The 19,858-nt window shown below is 60.2% G+C and carries 16 protein-coding genes; 10 read left to right on the top strand and 6 right to left on the bottom strand.

What is annotated here, in order from left to right:
- Positions 1 to 85 precede the first annotated feature (85 nt).
- Positions 86 to 1,162 carry a DUF748 domain-containing protein gene (locus D882_RS0125475; RefSeq protein WP_027925857.1) on the bottom strand — a complete coding sequence of 359 codons (1,077 nt, stop codon included), beginning with the start codon at positions 1,160 to 1,162 and terminating at the stop codon, positions 86 to 88.
- A gap of 127 nt (positions 1,163 to 1,289) precedes the next feature.
- Here D882_RS0125475 and cysK point away from each other — a divergent pair, with 127 nt between their 5' ends.
- The 3 genes from cysK (at position 1,290) to D882_RS0125460 (ending at position 4,760) form a co-directional block, all read left to right on the top strand.
- Positions 1,290 to 2,264, top strand: a complete 975-nt coding sequence (gene cysK, locus D882_RS0125470; protein WP_027925856.1) for a cysteine synthase A — start codon at positions 1,290 to 1,292, stop codon at positions 2,262 to 2,264.
- A gap of 219 nt (positions 2,265 to 2,483) precedes the next feature.
- Complete coding sequence (locus tag D882_RS0125465; RefSeq protein WP_027925855.1) at positions 2,484 to 3,422, top strand: aspartyl/asparaginyl beta-hydroxylase domain-containing protein; 939 nt, start codon at positions 2,484 to 2,486, stop codon at positions 3,420 to 3,422.
- Positions 3,423 to 3,896: 474 nt separating this feature from the next.
- On the top strand, positions 3,897 to 4,760 hold the full coding sequence (locus D882_RS0125460) for a DMT family transporter (RefSeq protein ID WP_027925854.1): 864 nt from the start codon (positions 3,897 to 3,899) through the stop codon (positions 4,758 to 4,760).
- 39 nt (positions 4,761 to 4,799) lie between these two features.
- Here the strand turns inward: D882_RS0125460 and D882_RS0125455 are convergent, their stop codons facing one another.
- From D882_RS0125455 to D882_RS0125440, 4 genes are all read right to left on the bottom strand, one after another.
- Positions 4,800 to 5,741: a LysR family transcriptional regulator gene (locus D882_RS0125455; RefSeq protein WP_027925853.1), complete on the bottom strand. Its 942-nt coding sequence runs from the start codon at positions 5,739 to 5,741 to the stop codon at positions 4,800 to 4,802.
- Positions 5,742 to 5,811: 70 nt separating this feature from the next.
- Complete coding sequence (locus D882_RS0125450) at positions 5,812 to 7,341, bottom strand: tripartite tricarboxylate transporter permease (protein WP_027925852.1); 1,530 nt, start codon at positions 7,339 to 7,341, stop codon at positions 5,812 to 5,814.
- On the bottom strand, positions 7,338 to 7,871 hold the full coding sequence (locus D882_RS0125445; protein ID WP_027925851.1) for a tripartite tricarboxylate transporter TctB family protein: 534 nt from the start codon (positions 7,869 to 7,871) through the stop codon (positions 7,338 to 7,340). Before D882_RS0125445 ends, D882_RS0125450 begins: the two co-directional genes overlap by 4 nt.
- 52 nt (positions 7,872 to 7,923) lie before the next feature.
- The gene (locus tag D882_RS0125440; RefSeq protein WP_027925850.1) at positions 7,924 to 8,940 is read right to left on the bottom strand and encodes a tripartite tricarboxylate transporter substrate binding protein; all 1,017 of its coding nucleotides are present in this window, start codon (positions 8,938 to 8,940) and stop codon (positions 7,924 to 7,926) included.
- 389 nt (positions 8,941 to 9,329) lie between these two features.
- Here D882_RS0125440 and D882_RS0125435 point away from each other — a divergent pair, with 389 nt between their 5' ends.
- The 6 genes from D882_RS0125435 (at position 9,330) to D882_RS0125410 (ending at position 16,724) form a co-directional block, all read left to right on the top strand.
- Positions 9,330 to 10,685, top strand: coding sequence for an MFS transporter (locus tag D882_RS0125435; RefSeq protein WP_027925849.1), 1,356 nt, complete (start codon positions 9,330 to 9,332; stop codon positions 10,683 to 10,685).
- The gene (locus tag D882_RS0125430) at positions 10,678 to 11,634 is read left to right on the top strand and encodes an amidohydrolase (protein WP_027925848.1); all 957 of its coding nucleotides are present in this window, start codon (positions 10,678 to 10,680) and stop codon (positions 11,632 to 11,634) included. Before D882_RS0125435 ends, D882_RS0125430 begins: the two co-directional genes overlap by 8 nt.
- A complete protein-coding gene (locus D882_RS0125425; protein ID WP_027925847.1) occupies positions 11,631 to 12,635 on the top strand; it encodes a 4-hydroxythreonine-4-phosphate dehydrogenase PdxA in 1,005 nt (334 codons plus the stop codon). Before D882_RS0125430 ends, D882_RS0125425 begins: the two co-directional genes overlap by 4 nt.
- 264 nt (positions 12,636 to 12,899) lie before the next feature.
- On the top strand, positions 12,900 to 14,075 hold the full coding sequence (locus tag D882_RS0125420; RefSeq protein ID WP_027925846.1) for an L-rhamnonate dehydratase: 1,176 nt from the start codon (positions 12,900 to 12,902) through the stop codon (positions 14,073 to 14,075).
- A gap of 52 nt (positions 14,076 to 14,127) precedes the next feature.
- Positions 14,128 to 15,123 carry an AraD1 family protein gene (gene araD1, locus D882_RS0125415; RefSeq protein WP_027925845.1) on the top strand — a complete coding sequence of 332 codons (996 nt, stop codon included), beginning with the start codon at positions 14,128 to 14,130 and terminating at the stop codon, positions 15,121 to 15,123.
- A gap of 20 nt (positions 15,124 to 15,143) precedes the next feature.
- Positions 15,144 to 16,724 (top strand): aldehyde dehydrogenase (NADP(+)), encoded by a 1,581-nt coding sequence (locus D882_RS0125410; protein WP_027925844.1) that lies wholly within the window; start codon positions 15,144 to 15,146, stop codon positions 16,722 to 16,724.
- A gap of 114 nt (positions 16,725 to 16,838) precedes the next feature.
- Here the strand turns inward: D882_RS0125410 and D882_RS0125405 are convergent, their stop codons facing one another.
- Complete coding sequence (locus D882_RS0125405; protein ID WP_027925843.1) at positions 16,839 to 17,747, bottom strand: DMT family transporter; 909 nt, start codon at positions 17,745 to 17,747, stop codon at positions 16,839 to 16,841.
- 343 nt (positions 17,748 to 18,090) lie between these two features.
- On the opposite strand from D882_RS0125405, the gene aceK reads away from it, so the two are divergent.
- Positions 18,091 to 19,809 (top strand): bifunctional isocitrate dehydrogenase kinase/phosphatase, encoded by a 1,719-nt coding sequence (gene aceK / locus D882_RS0125400; RefSeq protein WP_027925842.1) that lies wholly within the window; start codon positions 18,091 to 18,093, stop codon positions 19,807 to 19,809.
- Positions 19,810 to 19,858 lie beyond the last annotated feature (49 nt).

The raw sequence follows: 19,858 nt of genomic DNA, 5'->3' as shown, positions 1-19,858 counted from the left end.
TGCCCGGTCGACTGTGAACGCAGACGACTTATTCAGTCTCTGAATGGGGCGTCACATCTTGACTCAGTCTTGGCGGCTTGCAGACTTAACCCGCCTCAGGCTTGGGCCGTTCATACCGGGCGTTGAACGCCTGGATGAAACCATTGCGCAAAATCTGCAAAAACGCCTGAAACGCGCTGATGTCCTGGCGATGCACGTTGCCGCTCAGTTCCACGCGGGTTGCGAACTGGTTTTTACCCTGGTTTTTCAGCACGGTTTCAGAGCCGCCGACGATGGCTTCCCAGATGGAGCGGAAAATCCCCTTGTCCTTGTTTTCCACGTCTTGCTGCCAATTGAACACGTCGACGTCCTTCAGCAACGGTTTGATGTAGCCCGTCAATTGGGCTTTTTTCGCTTGTGCTTCGATGACCACGTCGCCATGACCGGCATTGAAGTCGAATTTGCCGTAGGCCGAGGCGAAGTCGTTCATGCGTTTGAGTTCGATGTCCTTGGCACGCAGGCGGAATTCAAAGTCTTCAAAGTTGCTTAAAGGGTCGAAGGTTGCAGTGGTTTCCAGTGGCGCATGCCCAAGCAGCAGGGCCTTGCCTTCGAAGCGAGCGTCACGCTTGCCTTGTTTGTCGACCACATTGGTCAGGTTATAAATACTGGCATTGACCTGCGTGGCGTTCATGTTCACCGGAGGTTTGGAATTGAAGTTGCGAAAACTGAGTTTGCCGTCATAGATCCGCACTTCGTCCAGGGTAAACGGGGCCAACTTACTCAGTTGCGAACGCCAGTCAGTGCCCTGACCGGTTTGCGAGTTTTGCTTATTGGCGCCGCCGTCGACGAAGTTCACTTCGGGATTGAAGAATTGCACCCGGGCCACCACCGCATGGTCGTACCACAGCGAATGCCAGCTGACGGAAAGGTCGATCAGCGGCGCATTGACGAACGGCACCGGCACCTTGCCGTCGACCTTGACGATTTTCAGCCCGTTGATTTTATAGGCGCCGCGCCACAGGGCCAGGTCCACATCGGTGACCTGGCCCCGGTAATCACCCATATTCGCCAGTTTGTCGTTCAGGTAATCGCGCACCATGTAGGGCAGGGCGATGTGCAGGGCTATCAGCAGCACAACGAGGCCGGCGAGGGTCCACAGGGGCCAGCTGTATCGACGCTTCATGATGGCAATTCTCTGGCGATGTAAAGCCATTGACTGCGCCTGCTTCAGGACGTTCGGTCGAACTGGACGACCACCGGCAACAGGCATACCTTTGTGGGCTTATTCAATGCTGTACAAGGACCCAGCCATGAGCCGTATTTTCGCTGACAACGCCCACTCCATCGGTAATACACCACTGGTGCAGATCAACCGCATCGCCCCGCGCGGCGTGACTATCCTGGCCAAGATCGAAGGGCGTAACCCCGGTTATTCGGTCAAGTGCCGGATCGGCGCGAACATGATCTGGGACGCCGAAAGCACCGGCAAACTCAAGCCTGGCATGACCATTGTCGAACCGACCTCGGGCAATACCGGGATCGGCCTGGCGTTTGTCGCCGCTGCCCGTGGTTACAAGCTGATGCTGACCATGCCGGCGTCCATGAGTATCGAACGCCGCAAAGTGCTCAAGGCGCTGGGCGCCGAACTGGTGTTGACCGAGCCGGCCAAGGGCATGAAAGGCGCAATTGAAAAAGCCGGTGAAATTGTTGCCAGCGACCCGGCCAAGTACTTCATGCCGGCGCAGTTCGATAATCCGGCCAACCCGGCCATCCACGAAAAAACCACGGGTCCGGAAATCTGGAACGATACCGATGGCGCCGTCGATGTGTTGGTGGCGGGTGTCGGAACAGGTGGAACCATTACTGGTGTTTCGCGGTATATCAAGAATACACAGGGCAAACCGATTATCTCGGTGGCCGTTGAGCCTGCGGGTTCTCCGGTGATCACCCAGGCCCTCGCCGGTGAACAAATCAAGCCGAGCCCGCACAAGATCCAGGGCATCGGTGCCGGTTTTGTACCGAAGAACCTGGATTTGGCGATGGTTGATCGGGTCGAGTTGGTCACAGACGACGAGTCCAAGGCCATGGCCCTGCGCTTGATGCAGGAAGAAGGGATTTTGTGCGGTATTTCATGTGGTGCAGCCATGGCCGTCGCGGTACGCCTGGCGGAAACCCCGGAAATGCAGGGCAAGACCATCGTGGTGATTCTGCCAGACTCCGGCGAGCGCTACCTGTCGAGCATGCTGTTCAGCGATCTGTTTACCGAACAGGAGAATCAGCAATAAGCGCGTCAGTGGACTGAGTGTTCATTGACGAGGGACGGGGCTGAATTCAGGTCAGCCCCCGTTCAGGAACCCTATGTTAAGAAGTGCTTTGTTGCGCATTCCTTAATACTGAATGTTGTATCAGGCGGGTTTTTCCCGAGGTCGGTAATGTTTATCATGGCCGACTGCCACGTCGGGTGAATGGCGTTGTGCGTGAGCCTAAATCTCAAGGAGTCGTTGATGAGTTTTTCCTTTGCCGCGAAAGCGTCGGTGTTGTTGCTGTTTCTGGGCAGCACCCTCTATGTCCATTTGCGCGGCAAGGCGCGATTGCCGGTGTTACGGCAATTCGTCAATCACTCGGCACTGTTTGCGCCCTACAACGCCTTGATGTACCTGTTCTCTGGTGTACCGTCCAAACCGTATCTGGATCGCAGCAAGTTTCCGGAACTGGACGTGCTCAAGGACAACTGGGAAGTTATCCGCGACGAAGCCATGCACCTGTTCGATGAGGGTTATATTCGCGCGGCTGAAAAGAACAACGACGCCGGTTTCGGTTCGTTCTTCAAGAAAGGCTGGAAGCGTTTTTACCTCAAGTGGTACGACAAGGCTCTGCCCTCGGCAGAAGCCCTGTGCCCAAAGACCGTGGAACTGGTCAACAGCATTCCCAACGTAAAGGGTGCCATGTTTGCGTTACTGCCAGGTGACAGCCACCTCAATCCGCACCGTGATCCGTTTGCCGGTTCCTTGCGCTATCACCTTGGGCTGTCGACCCCCAACTCCGATGATTGCCGCATCTTCGTTGACGGCCAGGTCTACGCCTGGCGCGATGGCGAAGACGTGATGTTCGATGAGACCTATGTGCACTGGGTCAAGAACGAAACCGGGACAACCCGGGTGATTCTGTTCTGCGACATTGAGCGTCCGCTGAGTAATCGCCTCATGACTGGCATCAATCGCTGGGTCAGCGGTTGGCTCGGCCGCGCCACAGCCCCTCAAAACCTTGATGATGAACGCGTGGGCGGGATCAACCGGGCGTATGCCTGGAGCAAGAACTCCAGTGATAAGGTCAGTGGAGTGGTTAAACAGTGGAAACGTCGTCATCCCAAGGCCTACCGCGTACTGCGGCCGGTGTTGGCGGTGCTGGTGCTGACGTTATTGGGGTATTGGCTGTTTGGCTGAGGCCTGACAAGAACTGAAAAACCGCTCCTTGGAGCGGTTTTTTTCGCCGTTTTCAAGGGCGCCCGGCGAGCAGGCTCTCAGAGTAGGCCTCCTTTCTTTGGCTGTCGTTACCGGCCCTTTTTCCAAGTGATTGCAATCGATGTCTATCGCTGGTTATAGTCGGCGCACGGTGATTTCAACCCACCGTCCACTTCATCAAAAAAGATCAGCCCAATGCCTGCATTCCACATCAACGCGGTAGTCGATTCAGCGGTCAACGCTGGCGTCTTGCCGTGCGGGAATCAGCAGCCTGCGCAGATCAGTCATTACCCCCCACCTGTCCGTAGCACGCCGGTGTACGCCGTCGTATCACCGCCGGGCGTTGGCATTTCGGGCTGATCAGCTTCTTTTTGCTGTTGCCCTTTGCCCGCCAGAAAAAACTACTGAATTTCAGCTTCGGCTGAGTTGGCTTTTGCCTGACTACAGGTGGCATTCATGTTTGTCCTTTCGAAACAATCCGCGCTCGCGGCGGCGTCCACGAGCCTGTTCGTCCTGCTGTGGAGCAGCGGGGCGATCTTCTCCAAATGGGGCCTGGCGCATGCGTCACCCTTTGCTTTTCTGCTGGTGCGCTTCGCCATCGCCTTGTGCGGTCTGGTGCTGCTGGTGCCTTTGCTCAAGCTGAAGTTGCCCAAGGGCGGCAAGCCGATGTTGTATGCGATGGCCACGGGCGTGGTGTTGCTGGGGGCTTATCAGATTTTCTATCTGCTGGCCCTGGACCTGAAAGTCACCCCGGGCGTCATGGCGACGATCATGGGCGTGCAACCGATTCTGACCGTGGTGCTGATGGAACGTCAGCGCTCCCTCAGCCGGATGTTCGGTCTGGGGCTGGGTCTGGCGGGATTGATCATGGTGGTGTATCAGGGCATCGGCCTGGCCGGCATGTCGATGGCCGGGATGCTCTTCGGATTGCTGGCGCTGGCGAGCATGACGTTCGGCTCGATCATGCAGAAACGCATCACCGACAATCCCCTCGGCACACTGCCGGTGCAATACCTCGCCGGGCTGTTGCTGTGCGGGATCTTCGTGCCGTTCCAGCCGTTTCATTTTGAACACAGCACGGGCTTTATCGTGCCGGTGTTGTGGATGGGACTGGTGGTGTCGGTGCTGGCGACGTTGCTGCTGTACCGCTTGATCGCCCGGGGCAATCTGGTGAATGTCACCAGTCTGTTTTACCTGGTGCCGGCGGTGACGGCAGTGATGGACTACCTGATTTTCGGCAACAGGCTGGCGGCGCTGAGTCTGCTGGGCATGCTGCTGATCATCGTCGGTCTGGTCTTCGTGTTCCGTAAAAACGCGTAAACCGAAAAAGGCCCGGAGCATTTAATGCTCCGGGCCTTTTTATTTGGCCAACGCGTGCTCGGCCCGCACCGAATTCATGAACGCCTGCATCGCCGACGATTGAATGCGATGACGCCGGGTGATCAGCCCATAGGGCGGCAGCCGTGCTTCGAACTTGATCGGCAAAATGGCCAGCAAATCCCGACCGGGATAGTCTTCTACCACCGACACCGGCGTGACGCCGAGCATATCGGTCTGCTGCACCAGCGAAAGCAAAGTCATGATCGAGGTGGTTTCGACAATGCTGCTGGGGATGTCGACCCGTGCGTTGTGGAACACCTGATTGATGATGGCGCGCATCGGGCTCGGATGCTGTTGCAGCACCCAGGTCATGTGCTGCAGTTCCGCCCAGCTCAGCTGTTTCTCCTGCGCCAGCGGGTTTTTCGCCCCGGCGATCACGCACAAGGCTTCTTCACCGAGGCTGTCAAACAGCAACTCCTCGGCCCGCGCACCGGCCGGAATCCGCCCCAATACAATATCCAGTTGATCCTGCAATAGCGCTTGCACCAGCACGTCGCTGGTGTCGACCTGGATGCTCATGGACAACCGCGGATGGCTCTGTTTCAAGGTCGCGATGGTGCGGGTCAACAGTCCCGAGGCCAGTGCCGGAATCGCACCGACCGCGACACGGCCAAGGTTGCCGGACTCCAGCGCCACCAATTCTTCACGCATGCCGCTGAGTTCGGCGAACACCATGCGCGCATAGTAAATGACGGTTTCGCCGAACGGGGTAGCGCGCATGCCCCGGGGCAGGCGTTCGAAGAGTTCGACGCCGAGCAAGTCCTCGGCTTCGTGGAGCATTTTGGTCGCAGCCGGTTGGGTCATGCCGATGTGGTCGGCGGCGCGGCGCAGCGAGCCGAATTCCTGCAACGCCAGCATCAACCGCAGTTGGCGCAGACGCAGTCGACTGTGGATCACATTGGCAGGAGGAATTCGGGTCATGGGCCGTGGCTCGCAAGGAAGTCTGCGGCAAGCCTGACAACAAATGTCAGGCGTTGCCAGCATTGCTGTGTCACAGCACCGATTTGGGTTTGGCGACGTGGGGTTTGCGCAGGCCCATCAGGCCGCCCAGCGCCTTGGAAATCAGCGGCCAGAACAGCATCAGCAGCGCCGCCGTGGTCAGGCTGCCCACCAATGGGTTGGACCAGAAGATGCCCAAATGGCCGTCAGAAAACAGCATCGACTGACGGAACGCATCTTCCGCCTTGTCGCCCAGCACCGCCGCCAACACCAGTGGCGCAATCGGATAACCGAGTTTCTTGAACAGATACCCCAGCGCGCCGAAGCCCAGCATCAGCACCACGTCGAAGAACGAGTTGTGCACCGAATAGGCACCGATGGCGCAGACCATGATGATGATCGGCGCGATGATCGAAAACGGAATCCGCAGGATCGAGGCAAACAGCGGCACGGTGGCCAACACCACGATCAGGCTGACCACGTTGCCCAGGTACATGCTGGCGATCAGGCCCCAGACAAAATCATGCTGCTCGACGAACAGCGTCGGGCCAGGGTGCAGGCCCCAGATCATCAAGCCACCGAGCATCACCGCCGCCGTGGCCGAACCGGGAATGCCCAGGGTCAGCATTGGCAGCAGGGCGCTGGTGCCGGCGGCGTGGTCGGCGGTTTCCGGGGCGATCACGCCTTCGAGTTCACCTTTGCCGAAGTTCTCGCGGTTCTTGGAGAATCGCCTCGCCAGGCTGTAGCTCATGAACGACGCGGCCGTCGGGCCGCCAGGGGTGATGCCCATCCAGCAGCCGACCAGCGTGCTGCGCACAATCGTCCACCAGTAGCGTGGCAACTTGGCCCAAGTGCGCAGGATCACCATCGGTGTGATGCGCGCATGCTCGCCGCGAAACACCAGGCCTTCCTCGACGGTGCAGAGGATTTCACCGATGCCGAACAGGCCGATTACCGCCACTTCGAAACTGATGCCCGTCATCAAGATTGGCTGGTCGAAGGTCAGGCGCAGGTTGCCGGACACCGTGTCCATGCCGACCGCCGCCATGGCAAACCCGATCATCATCGCCACCACGGTTTTCAGCGGCGGGTTCTTGCTCATGCCGATGAAGGTGCAGAACGCCAACAGGTACACCGCGAAGAACTCCGGCGAGCTGAACGACATGGCAAACGCGGCAATTTTTGTCGACAGAAACGTCAGCAACAACACCCCGGCCAATGCGCCGATCAGCGCCGAACTGAACGCCGCAGTCAGTGCCTCGGCGGCACGACCTTCACGGGCCATCGGGTAACCGTCGAACGTCGTCGCCACCGATGAGGGCTCACCGGGAATGTTGAACAGAATCGAGGTGATCGAGCCGCCGAACAGCGCGCCCCAATACATGCACGACAGCAGAATGATCGCCGACACCGGCGACATGGTGAACGTCAGCGGCAGCAGCAACGCCACGCCATTGGGGGCGCCGAGGCCGGGCAACACGCCGACCAGAATGCCCAGCAGCACGCCGATCACCATCAGGCCGATATGCCCCGGGGTCAGGATCAGGTTCATGCCTTGCAGCAGGGAATCGAACTCGCTCATTTGAAATTTCTCCCGGCCAGGGCAATCCAGTCGCCCATCGGGCCGGCATCCAGCGGGACCTTGAACCACAGCGCGAAAATCAGGTAGCTGGCGAGCACCGCACCCAGCGACACCGTGCCGATCATCAGCTTGCCGTAGGGTTTGACGCGGACGTTGTCACGCCACATGAACCAGGCGATGAAACAGGCTGAGGCCACGTAAATACCGGTGAACGGCATGGCACCGACAAACAGCGCAATCGGGATGAACACCGACAACACTTGCTTGAATGCGCTGCGGCTGACGAATGAAATGCTCAGGGCTTGCCAGCGCACCACGGTCAACACGCCATTGCCGACACTGGCAGCACTCAACAGCAGGCCGATGTAGAAGGGAAAGTAACCCGGCTCGGGGCCGGAATCGCCCCAGCCGATACCTTGTTCGACGCTGCCGAACATCACCACCGCGCCGATCAGCGTGGTGAAGAGTGTCAGGCCGAGTTCGACCCAGCGGGTGCCGACCAGCGCCGGTGAATCCGAAGATTGGGACATCAAACACCTCCAGCAGGTGACGGCCGCGCGCATGCGGACGGCCGTTGGCGACTCAGTTTTTCAGCCAGCCGGCTTCTTTGAACACCGGGGTCACGCGGGCGGTGTCTTTCTCAATGTAGGCGGTCAGCGGCTCGCCTTCGAGGAAGGTCGGCACCAGTGCGTTCTGTTTCACGTACGCCTTGAACTCCGGCGTCTCGGTGACTTTGCGCATCAGCTCGACATAGAACGCGCGCTGTTCGGCCGTGACGTCGCCAGGCATGAACACGGTGCGCGGAAAGCGGTACTGGTCGATGCCCAAGCCTTCTTCATGGCAGGTCGGCACGTCGGCCCAGGATTTATTCCCGGCGACTTTCTCGGTGTAGCCCATGCGCTCTTTACTGAACACGCACAGTGGCTCGACCTGGTCGCCGCGCCATTGGCTGATGCTTTCGCTGGGGTTGTTGACGTTGGCGGCGATGTGTTTGCCGGCCAGTTGGGTCGCGGCTTCACTGCCGCTCTTGAACGGGATGTAGACGAGTTTGGCGTCGTTGGTCTGGTTCAGCAGCAAGGTCAGGGTCTGGTCGACATCCTTGGACTGGCTGCCGCCCATGCGCAGGTTCGACGGGTCCGCCTTGACCGCGGCGTAGAAGCCCTTGGCGTCTTTCCATGGCGCGTCTTTGTAGCTCCAGAGAATGAAGTCATCCTCGGCCACGGCGGCGACGGGCGTCAGTTCCTGCCATTGGTAACCGAGCTTGGACACCAGCGGCAACAGGTAGATGTTGTTGGTGCCGATCACCAGCTTTTCCGCGTCGCCCTTGTTCATCTTCAGGTCGAGAAAGGCTTCGGCACCATTGCCACCGCCCTTGTTGAGTACGATGGTATTCACATCGAGAAACTTGTGGGTGGTGATGATCGACTGGATCAGGCGACCGAGTTGGTCGGTGCCGCCGCCGGGACCACCGGCGACGACGATTTCGACGTTCTTGTCCGGCTGCCAGGCAGCGCTGGCGAGAGCGGGAAGTGCGCCAGCGGCGATCAGTGTGCAGCCGAGAAACAAACGGGAGGTGCGACGGACGAATGCATTTCGCATGATGGAATGGCCTCGTTTTTGTGTTTCTTGTAATTGTTATGAGCGGCTTGTCGATGCGGTAAAGCTGCAAGCCTGGCCTGAGTGTGTGAAGCCGCCGGCTCCGCGTCTAGTCAAAACAATACATACACCGATAGCCTGGGGTTATAGGTCTGGGCAGTGAAAGTGGCCGTTAACGCGCCAGGCTTTGTGCCAGGGCCGTTTTCGAGGAAAACCGAAAGGCGGCTATCCGTTGAAAGCTGCCTGAAAGCAGGACATGCCATAACTCGAGGCTATCGCCTGATTTCAAGTTTTGATTAGACGGTTATCACTGAGCCTTCGATAGTGCTCACCAACGCCGCCACGCCGCGGCAATGTCGTCACCACAAAAATAATAAATCGAGGTACGCACCATGGCTCGTCCCAGTGCTTCCCTGCATCTGCACAATGCTGGTGTTCAATCGGCTGGTGTTCAATCAACCGTAGCGGCCGTCCCGCTCTCCGGGGCGAGCAACGCCAGTAGCGTACGCTGGCGGATTTTCGCGATCATCTTTGCGTTGACCATGGTCAACCTGATCGATCGAGTGTCGCTGTCGATTGCGATGCCGACCATCGCCCATGAATTCTCCCTGTCGCCGAGCCTGCAAGGGCTGATCCTCAGCAGCTTCTTCTGGGCGTATGCGCTGTTGCAGATTCCTGGCGGCTGGCTGATTGACCGTTTCGGCCCGCACCGGGTGATCAGTTGGTCCACGGGGTTGTGGGGGACTTTTCAGGTCATCGCTGCCTTTGCCACGGGCGGTGTGTCACTGCTGTTCGCCCGCGTCGCACTGGGGGCCGCCGAGGCGCCCTTGTTTCCGTCCGGCGGCAAACTGATTTCCCTGTGGCTGGCGCCGAGCGAGCGCAGTCGCGGCGCGGTGCTGATGGACAGTGGCAGCCCGTTGGGCGTGGCAGTGGGCGGGTTGATCATTGCGTACCTGATTGCTTCGCTGGATTCGTGGCGTCTGGCGTTCGTGATCGCCGGCCTCGCAACGCTTGTTCTGGCGTGGCTGGCGCGGCGTTACCTGCGCGATGACCCGGCCACGCATCCACAAGTGAATGCCCAGGAGCTGGAGAAGATCAACGCCGGACGCGCCACGCCGGCTGCCGAAGCCGCCCGTGCGCCGGTCAAGGGGCTGGGCATTGCGGCCCGTTCATTGACGGGTTTGCTGATCGGCCGTGCGAGTTGGGCGATGGTGTATTTCGGTTTGCTGACCTGGGGCCCCAGTTACCTGGCGCAGGCTCGCGGCTTTGATATCAAGGGCATTGGCGCGGCGACCTTCGTGATTTTCATCTGCGGCGCGCTGGGTTCATTGACCGGTGGTTTCCTCTGCGACGGCTTGATTCGCAAAGGTGTGAGCCGCGGTGTGGCAGTCAAGAGTCTGCTGGCGTTTTCCGGTGTCGTGGCGTTGAGCGCGTTCCTGTTGCTGCCGACCCTGAGTGATCCTTTTGCGGCGGTGGCGCTGTTGGCCATGACTGCGTTTTTCCTGATGTGGGGCAGTCTCTACTGGAGCTTCCCGGCGCTGCTGGCGGCGCCGGCCCGGGTCGGTTTGATCGGCGGTGTGATGAACATGGCCGGCAGCACGGGCGGTATCGCGGTGCCGATTCTGGTGGGCGTCATTGTGCAAATGGCCGGTGGTTTCGCGCCGGTGCTGGGGTTCTTTGCGGCGTGCTCGGCGGTCTTTGTATTGGCCACATTGTTTATCAGCCTGGATGAGGTGCGTCATGACTAAGTTGTGGGACGGCCCGATCGTAGACGCCCATCACCATTTCTGGGACCCGGCGATCAATAACCATCCGTGGCTCGCGCCCGAGGCCAACATTGCGTTTCGCTACGGTGATTACAGCGCGATCAAGCGTCGCTATTTTCCCGATGACTACTTCGTCGATGCCGGTGTCCATAACGTCGTGCAAACGGTGTACGTCGAGACTGAATGGAACCCGCAAGACCCGATTGGCGAAACCCGTTTCATCGAGGGGCTGGTCGCGCGCTACGGCGTGCCGAACGCCATCGTCGCGCAAGCCTGGCTCGACCATCCGGACGCCATCGCGGTGCTGACTGAGCAAGCGGGTTTCAAGTGCGTGCGCAGTGTGCGCCACAAGCCTGGCGGTCCTGTCGCACCGGAGCAGGTAGGGCATGTGCGCAGCCTGATGAGCGATGAACACTGGCGCCGCAGTTACGCCGCGCTCGAAGGCCTGGGCCTGCATTTCGACCTGCAGACGCCTTGGTGGAACCTGCACGAAGCCGAACGCCTGGCCCGGGACTTTCCCGGCGTCACGCTGATTCTCAACCATGCCGGATTGCCCAATGACCGCAGTGCCGAAGGCCTGGCCGGTTGGCGCCTGGCGATGGCGCGGCTGGCGCAGTGGCCGAACGTGCGGGTGAAGATTTCCGGCCTGGGCCAGGGCGGCCAGCGTTGGCGCGCCAAGGACAACGCCTGGATCGTGCGCGAAGTCATTGCCATGTTCGGCAGCGACCGGGCGATGTTCGCCAGCAACTTCCCCGTGGACAGCCTGTGCGGCTCGTTCGACGACATTTACAGCGGTTTCAAATCCATCGTTGCCGATTTTCCGAGCGCCGATCAGCAACGGCTTTTCTACAGCAACGCGCAGCAAGTCTATCGCTGCGAGCCTTGCGCCATTGACCGGGCGCGGCCTGAATCCTTGAGGAGTGAAGCATGAACAAAACCACCATCGCGATGGTCCTGGGCGACCCGGCCGGCATCGGCCCGGAACTGATCGCACGCCTGCTCGCCGAGCCCGAGGTGCGCCGTCAGGCCCAGGTGATTTTGATCGCCGACGAAGCAGAAATGCGTCGCGGCATGCGCATTGCCGGGACGGAGTTTCCGTACCGTCGCGTCGAGTCGCTGGAGCAACTGTCATTCGTTGATGACACGCCGCTGTTCTATGACTTTCGCGGCGACACCATTGGCGAATTTGCGCGCAATGAAGCCAGCATCATCGGCGGTCGCTATAGCCTCGATACCCTGGAAAAAGCCTTGCGCCTGACCGAGGCCGGCATCACCGACTCCGTGCTGTTCGGACCGCTGAACAAGACCTCGCTGCACATGGCTGGCATGGCGCATAACGATGAGCTGCACTGGTTCGCCGAGTTGCTGGATTTCCACGGGCCGTTCTGTGAGTTCAACGTGCTCGATAACTTGTGGACGTCGCGGGTGACCTCCCACGTGGCGCTGGCTGAAGTGCCGGGCATGCTCACGCAGGCGCGGGTGGTGGAAGCCATTCAGTTGATCGACACCGCGCTCAAGCGCAACGGCCTGGCCAAACCGCGTATCGGTGTGTGTGGGCTGAACCCGCACAACGGCGACAACGGCTCGTTCGGTCGCGAAGAACTGGACATCATCGGCCCCGCCGTGCGCTCCGCCCAGGCGTTGGGGATTGCGGCGGAAGGGCCGTACCCGGGGGACACGATTTTCCTCAAGGTGCAGGGCGATGCCAGTGCCTTTGACGCGGTGGTGACGATGTATCACGACCAGGGACAGATCGCGATCAAGTTGATGGGCTTCTCCCGCGGCGTGACGGTGCAGGGCGGCTTGCCGATACCGATTGCCACCCCGGCCCATGGCACAGCATTCGACATTGCAGGGCAGGGCAAAGCGAATGTCGGGGCGACCCGCCAGGCGTTCGAAATCGCGTGCCGGATGGGCACCAACACCTACTGATCCCCGGTTTTCAACACAACGAAAATCTCCTGTGGGAGCAAGCGCGCTCCCACCTTTGTTTTGTGTTGGGGCTGATAACCCCATCTAGGCAAAAATACAAAAATGCGATCACCCCAGGTTATCGCCGGATACGCATAAGTGATTATCCGCACCCCCGAGCGCTGGCTAAAGTCGCTCCATCGAATGCCTGGAACCTTCCCCCCATGCGGTTCTGAGCAGCGACCCAACAACGACAAGAAGCCGGCAGCGCAAGGAATTGTATTCATGAAAATCAAAGCCATCCGTACCCGCGTTTTTGAGTGGAAAGGCAAAGTCGTTCCCCCTCAAGCGCACTTCTGCACCAATGCCAGCGACATCCTGTTCGAGCGTGGCGACGCCATGGGCTCGTTCCGTTTTCACGGCTGGCTGGTGGTGGAAGTCGAGACCGATACCGGCCTCGTCGGCATCGGTAACTGCGCCCTGGCGCCTCGCGTGGCCAAGGAAATCATCGACACTTACCTGGCACCGATTGCGATGGGTGAAGACCCGTTCGACAACGAATACATCTGGCAGAAAATGTACCGCCAGAGCCACGCCTGGGGCCGCAAAGGCATCGGCATGGCGGCGATCTCGGCCATCGACATCGCCATCTGGGACATCATGGGCAAAGCCGTGAACAAGCCAGTGTTCAAACTGCTCGGCGGGCGGACCAAGGAAAAGATCTGGACCTACGCCTCAAAACTCTACGCCAACGACAACCTCGACCTGTTCCTCGAAGAGGCCCAGGGTTATCTGAACCAGGGTTTCACCGCGCTGAAAATGCGCTTCGGCTACGGCCCGAAAGACGGCCCGGCGGGCATGCGCAAGAACATCGAACAAGTGCGCGCGCTGCGTAACCTGGCCGGTCCAGACATCGACATCATGCTCGAATGCTACATGGGCTGGACCCTGGAATACGCGCGGCGCATGTTGCCAAAACTCGCCGAGTTCGAGCCGCGCTGGCTCGAAGAGCCTGTGATTGCCGATGACATCGAAGGCTACATCGAGCTGAAAAAAATGGGGATCATGCCGATCTCCGGTGGTGAGCATGAGTTCACTTCCTACGGCTTCAAGGACTTGCTGGAACGCCGCGCCGTCGACGTGATCCAGTACGACACCAACCGCGTCGGCGGCATCACCGCCGCGCGCAAGATCAACGCCATGGCCGAAGCCTGGTCGGTGCCGGTGATCCCTCACGCCGGTCAGATGCACAACTACCACCTGACCATGTCCACCACCGCCTCGCCAATGGCCGAGTTCTTCCCGGTGTTCGACGTCGAGGTTGGCAATGAACTGTTCTACTACGTGTTCAAGGGCGAGCCGCAACCGGTCAACGGCTACATCCAACTCGACGACCACACACCGGGCCTGGGCCTGGAAATCTCCGATGAGTACCTGAGCGACTTCAACATCATCGAGTGACCTTGAGGCGCCGTTAACGTACGGCGCCATCCCCGACTTTCTGGAGGCCGTCATGCGCCTGATTCAATTTGAAAACACTGCCGGCGAGCGCCAGGTCGGCCTCGTCGAGGGTTCACAGGTCCAGGTGCTCAAAGGCACCGGCAGCACCCGTGAACTGGCCCTCGCGGCCATCCGCGCCCAGCGTAGCTTGCAAGAAGAGGTCGCCCGGCGCGGCACCGAACCGGGGCCCGATTACGCGCAACTGTTACAGCAAGGCAAAGTCCTGCCGCCGCTGGATCACGAAGACCCGGCCCATTGCCTGATCAGCGGTACCGGCCTGACGCACTTGGGCAGCGCCTCGGCGCGGGACAAAATGCACCAGCAGGACGGCGCCGTCGAAGCCGGCATGACCGACACCATGCGCATCTTCAAGTGGGGCCTGGAAGGCGGCAAGCCCGCCGCCGGGCAGATCGGCGCGCAGCCGGAATGGTTTTACAAGGGCGACGGCAGCATCGTCGTGCGCCCCGGTGCGGATTTTCCAGTGCCACCGTTTGCCGAGGACGCTGGCGAAGAACCGGAGCTGACGGGCCTGTATGTGATCGGCGACGACGGCCTGCCGTATCGCCTCGGTTATGCCTTGGGCAACGAGTTCTCCGACCATGTGATGGAGCGGCGCAATTACTTGTACCTGGCCCATTCGAAACTGCGTTTTTGCTCCTACGGCCCCGAACTGCGTGTCGGTGAGTTGCCCAGGCATCTGGCCGGCACCAGCCGCATCAAGCGCAACGGCGAAACGATCTGGGAAAAGGAATTTCTCAGCGGCGAAAACAACATGTGCCACAGCCTCGCCAACCTCGAATTCCATCACTTCAAGTACGCGCAGTTCTTGCGCCCCGGCGATGTCCATGTGCACTACTTCGGCACTGCCACGCTGTCGTTTGCCGACGGGGTGAAAACCCAGCCGGGCGATCGCTTCCAGATCAGCCTCGATGAGTTTGGTGCGCCACTGGTGAACGGCATCGGCGAAAGCGCCCAGCCGTTAGCCATCGGCCAGGTGCGTGCGCTTTAAGCCTTTAAAGGAACCCCCTCATGACATTGCCACTGGGACACAACTACATCGGCGGTCGCCGCAGCGCCAACGGCACGCTGCAATTGCAAAGCCTCGACGCGACGACTGGCGAACCGCTGCCGGGCATGTTTTTTCAGGCCAGCGAAGCCGAAGTGGATGCCGCCGCCAACGCTGCGGCCGCCACTTACCCGGTCTTCCGCAACCTGAGCGCGGAAAAGCGCGCCCGCTTCCTCGACGCCATCGCCGATGAAATCGATGCACTCGGCGATGATTTTGTCGCCACCGTGTGCCGCGAAACCGCGCTGCCGGCCGGGCGTATTCAGGGGGAGCGGGGGCGCACCAGCGGGCAGATGCGTTTGTTTGCCAAGGTCCTGCGTCGCGGGGATTTTTATGGTGCGCGGATTGATCGGGCACTGCCGGATCGCCAGCCATTGCCGCGTCCGGACCTGCGTCAGTACCGCATCGGTTTAGGGCCGGTCGCGGTGTTTGGCGCGAGTAACTTTCCGCTGGCGTTCTCCACGGCCGGCGGCGATACCGCGTCGGCCTTGGCCGCCGGTTGCCCGGTGGTGTTCAAGGCGCACAGCGGTCACATGGCGACGGCTGAATGGGTGGCGGACGCGATCATCCGTGCCGCCGAGCGCACCGAAATGCCGGCCGGCGTGTTCAACATGATCTACGGCGGGGGCGTCGGCGAGTGGCTGGTCAAGCATCCGGCGATTCAGGCGGTGGGCTTCACCGGTTCGCTCAAGGGTGGCAATGCCCTGAGCCACATGGCCGCGACCCGCCCGCAACCGATCCCGGTATTTGCCGAGATGTCGAGCATCAACCCGGTGTTCCTGTTGCCCGAAGCACTGGCGGTACGCGGCGAGCAGATCGCTGCGCAACTGGCCGGCTCGGTGACTTTGGGGGGCGGTCAGTTCTGCACCAATCCCGGTCTGGTCATTGGCCTGCGTTCGCCGCAGTTCAGCAGCTTTCTGGAAACCTTTTGCGCCAGCATGAACCAGCAACCGGCGCAAACCATGCTCAACACCGGTGCGCTGGCCAGCTACAGCCGGGGCCTTGGCGAGTTGCACGAACATCCGGGGCTGACGCACCTGGCGGGCCGGCCGCAACAGGGCAATCAGGCGCAACCGCAGGTGTTCAAGGCTGATGTCAGTTTGTTGCTCGAGGGTGATGAGCGGCTTCAGGAAGAAGTGTTCGGGCCGACCACCATCGTCGTCGAAGTCGAGAGCGGTGCGCAGTTGGCAGAAGCGTTGCAGGGGTTGCGCGGGCAATTGACGGCGACGTTGATTGGCGAGACCGAGGAGTTGCTGCAGTACCGCTGGCTGGCGGAAATGCTTCAGGAAAAGGTCGGGCGGATTCTGCTCAACGGCTATCCGACCGGGGTCGAGGTGTGCGAGGCGATGGTGCATGGCGGGCCGTACCCGGCGACGTCCGACTCCCGGGGGACGTCGGTGGGGACGCTGGCGATCGATCGGTTCCTGCGGCCGGTGTGCTTTCAGAATTACCCGGATGCGTTGTTGCCAGAGGCGTTGCAGAACGCTAATCCGCTGGGGATTCGGCGGTTGGTGGATGGGGAGGTGAGTCAGTCGGCTTTGTAGTGCCTGGGCGATCGCCATCGCGAGCAAGTTCGCTCCCACAGGGTTTTGTGAGCACCGCAAATCCATTGTGGGAGTGAGCTTGCTCGCGATGGCTTAATCAGCCGCACCACAGCACTACTTGGCCGTCACCTCAGCCACTTTCACCACCGCCGGCTTCAACACCAGCCACAACGCCGCCGCAATCAACACCCCGCCATAGATATGCGCCATGGACAACGGCTCATCCAGCAACAACGCCCCCCACAACACCCCGAACGGCGGGATCAGGAAGGTCGTGGTCATCGACCGCACCGGCCCGACCGAGCTGAGCAAGCGGAAGTAAATGATGTACGCCAGCGCGGTACACACCAGCCCCAACCCCAACAACGACAGCCAGACATTCCAGCCGCCCCAGCTCGCCGGTGGCTGGGTAATCACGCTGTAACCGAACAGCGGCAGCAAAAATAACGTGGCCCCCATCATGCTGCCCACCGCCGAAAGGCGACTGTCCAGACCGCCCGCGTGATCGAGCCAACGGCGGGCCAGGAAACCGGCGAAGCCATAACACGTCGTGGCCATCAGGCAGGCGAGGGCGCCCATCAGCAATTGCAGGTCGAACGCGACCGGGCCCGCGCGGGTCAGCACGCCTACACCAAACAGTCCGAGGAATACCCCGCCAAGCTTGGCGGCGGTGAGTCGTTCATGGAAAAACAACCCGCCGATCAACACGCCCATCAGCGGCGTGGTGGCGTTGAAAATGGCCGAATACCCGGCCGGCAGCACCTGGGCGGCCACGGAATACAAAGTCGCCGGAATCCCGGAGTTGATCACCCCGAGCAGCATCACGGTCTTGAGTTTGCCTTTGAAATCCCAGCTGATGCGCATCAGCCCGAGAATAATCAGCAGGCCGGTCGCGGCAATCGACACGCGGAAAAACGCCGTGGGGATTGTGCCAATCACGGGGGCGATGATGCGCATGAACAGAAAACTCGCACCCCAAATGGCCGCCAGTGACAGTAAACGGACGATATCGACGGGGTTCACGGTGCTCTCCTTCCTAGCTGGGGACGAGAGTGTTGCCGAGTGCCTGATTGATGGCAACCGAAAAACGGGCAAATAACCTTGATGCCTATAAGTTGAGCCGAACCGCACTTTGTAGCCGCTGGCGAAGCCTGCGTTCGGCTGCGTAGCAGTCGTGAAATCAGCCGATGCGGTGTTTCAGGTAGACCGTAAATTCATGTTTTACGGCTGCTACACAGCCGAACGCAGGCTTCGCCAGCTGCTACGGTTCGCGTCAAGGCCATAACCCGAGTGGAAAATTACGCTTCTCCTGCACCCGGTTCACTGGCTAAGCTCAGGGCTCACGAATTCCCGCAGAGGTCTCACCATGCCGCAGCAATGGCCAGCCGCCGATATCGCCCGAATGATCCTCGATGGCTTTGACGATTACCGCGAGCATTTCCGCCAGATCACCGACGGCGCGCGAGCCCGTTTCGAACAGGCCCAGTGGCAGGAGACGCAAATCGCGTCGGCCGCGCGGATCAATCTCTATGAAGAAAAAGTCAGTGAAACCGTGGAGCGGCTGCGCGTCGCGTTCGACAGCGACACGCTGGACGTCAGTTGCTGGCCGCTGGTCAAGAGCGCGTACATCACGCTGATCGACCTGCGGTTCGACGATGAATTGTCCGAGACCTGGTACAACTCGATTTTCTGCGGTCTGTTCAGCCATGACCTGATCAGCGACGGCTGCATGTTCATTCACACCACCCGCCCGAGCCTGCGCCGGGCCCGCGCCGCACAAACCCGCACGTACAAACCTCAGGGCCAGTTGTCCGGCATGCTCGCGAGCATTTTTGCCGACTACCGTTTCAGTGAGGATTACGCCGATCTGGCCGGCGACTTGCACCGCCTCGAAGCGCAACTGCGCGAGAACCTGCCGGACTGGGTGTGCAAGGACCCGGAGTTGAGCGTCGAACTGTTTTCCTCGGTGCTCTACCGCAATAAGGGGGCGTACCTGGTCGGGCGTATCTACACCCGGGACGAACAGTGGCCGCTGGTGATTCCGCTGCTGCACCGCGAAGGTCGCGGGATTCAGATCGATGCGCTGATTACCGATGAAGCGGACGTGTCGATCATTTTCTCGTTCACCCGCTCCTATTTCATGGTCGACGTGCCAGTGCCGGCGGAGTTCATCGGTTTCCTCAAGCGCATCCTGCCGGGCAAGCACATCGCCGAGCTGTACACCTCGATCGGTTTCTACAAACACGGCAAGTCTGAATTCTATCGGGCGCTGATCAACCATCTGGCCAACACCGACGACCAGTTCATCATGGCGCCGGGCGTGCGCGGCATGGTCATGAGCGTGTTTACCCTGCCGGGGTTCAACACCGTATTCAAAATCATCAAGGACCGTTTCTCTCCGTCGAAAAACGTCGACCGCGCCACAGTGATCGAGAAGTATCGCTTGGTGAAAAGCGTCGACCGGGTCGGGCGCATGGCCGATACCCAGGAATTCGCCGACTTCCGTTTTCCGTTGAGCAAGTTTGACCCGGCGTGCCTGGAAGAATTACTCGAAGTCGCCGCGTCCACGGTGTCGGTGGAAGGTGACACCGTGCTGATCCGCCACTGCTGGACCGAACGGCGGATGACGCCATTGAACCTGTATCTGGAAAACGCCAACGAGGCGCAGGTGCATGAGGCGCTGGAGGATTACGGCCTGGCGATTAAGCAACTGGCGGCGGCGAATATCTTTCCCGGCGACATGCTGTTGAAAAACTTCGGCGTCACCCGCCACGGTCGCGTGGTGTTTTATGACTACGACGAGATTTGCTTTTTGACCGAAGCCAACTTCCGGCACATCCCGCAGCCGCGTACGCCGGAAGACGAGATGGCGTCGGAGCCTTGGTATTCGATCGGGCCGCTGGATGTGTTTCCCGAGGAGTTTCCGCCGTTTTTGTTTGCTGACTCGGGGCAGCGGCGCTTGTTTGATCAGTTGCATGGCGAGTTGTACAACGCCGATTACTGGAAAAGCCTGCAGGAAGCCATACGTGCCGGCAAAATCATCGACGTATTCCCGTATCGCCGCAAAGGCCTGGATAACGAATAAACCCCTGAGTGAACCCCCTGTGGCGAGGGAGCTTGCTCCCGCTGGGTCG

It is taken from the genome of Pseudomonas sp. URMO17WK12:I12 (genome assembly GCF_000514395.1).
GTDB lineage: Bacteria > Pseudomonadota > Gammaproteobacteria > Pseudomonadales > Pseudomonadaceae > Aquipseudomonas > Aquipseudomonas mucoides.
This window is presented reverse-complemented; position numbering and strand designations above follow the sequence as displayed.

Coding starts and splice junctions, on each gene's coding strand:
- D882_RS0125435 (WP_027925849.1), top strand. CDS start 9,330: ATGGCTCGTCCCAGTGCTTCCCTGCATCTGCACAATGCTGGTGTTCAA.
- D882_RS0125460 (WP_027925854.1), top strand. CDS start 3,897: ATGTTTGTCCTTTCGAAACAATCCGCGCTCGCGGCGGCGTCCACGAGC.
- D882_RS0125445 (WP_027925851.1), bottom strand. CDS start 7,871: ATGTCCCAATCTTCGGATTCACCGGCGCTGGTCGGCACCCGCTGGGTC.
- cysK (WP_027925856.1), top strand. CDS start 1,290: ATGAGCCGTATTTTCGCTGACAACGCCCACTCCATCGGTAATACACCA.
- araD1 (WP_027925845.1), top strand. CDS start 14,128: ATGCGCCTGATTCAATTTGAAAACACTGCCGGCGAGCGCCAGGTCGGC.
- aceK (WP_027925842.1), top strand. CDS start 18,091: ATGCCGCAGCAATGGCCAGCCGCCGATATCGCCCGAATGATCCTCGAT.
- D882_RS0125475 (WP_027925857.1), bottom strand. CDS start 1,162: ATGAAGCGTCGATACAGCTGGCCCCTGTGGACCCTCGCCGGCCTCGTT.
- D882_RS0125450 (WP_027925852.1), bottom strand. CDS start 7,341: ATGAGCGAGTTCGATTCCCTGCTGCAAGGCATGAACCTGATCCTGACC.
- D882_RS0125465 (WP_027925855.1), top strand. CDS start 2,484: ATGAGTTTTTCCTTTGCCGCGAAAGCGTCGGTGTTGTTGCTGTTTCTG.
- D882_RS0125430 (WP_027925848.1), top strand. CDS start 10,678: ATGACTAAGTTGTGGGACGGCCCGATCGTAGACGCCCATCACCATTTC.
- D882_RS0125455 (WP_027925853.1), bottom strand. CDS start 5,741: ATGACCCGAATTCCTCCTGCCAATGTGATCCACAGTCGACTGCGTCTG.
- D882_RS0125440 (WP_027925850.1), bottom strand. CDS start 8,940: ATGCGAAATGCATTCGTCCGTCGCACCTCCCGTTTGTTTCTCGGCTGC.
- D882_RS0125420 (WP_027925846.1), top strand. CDS start 12,900: ATGAAAATCAAAGCCATCCGTACCCGCGTTTTTGAGTGGAAAGGCAAA.
- D882_RS0125425 (WP_027925847.1), top strand. CDS start 11,631: ATGAACAAAACCACCATCGCGATGGTCCTGGGCGACCCGGCCGGCATC.
- D882_RS0125410 (WP_027925844.1), top strand. CDS start 15,144: ATGACATTGCCACTGGGACACAACTACATCGGCGGTCGCCGCAGCGCC.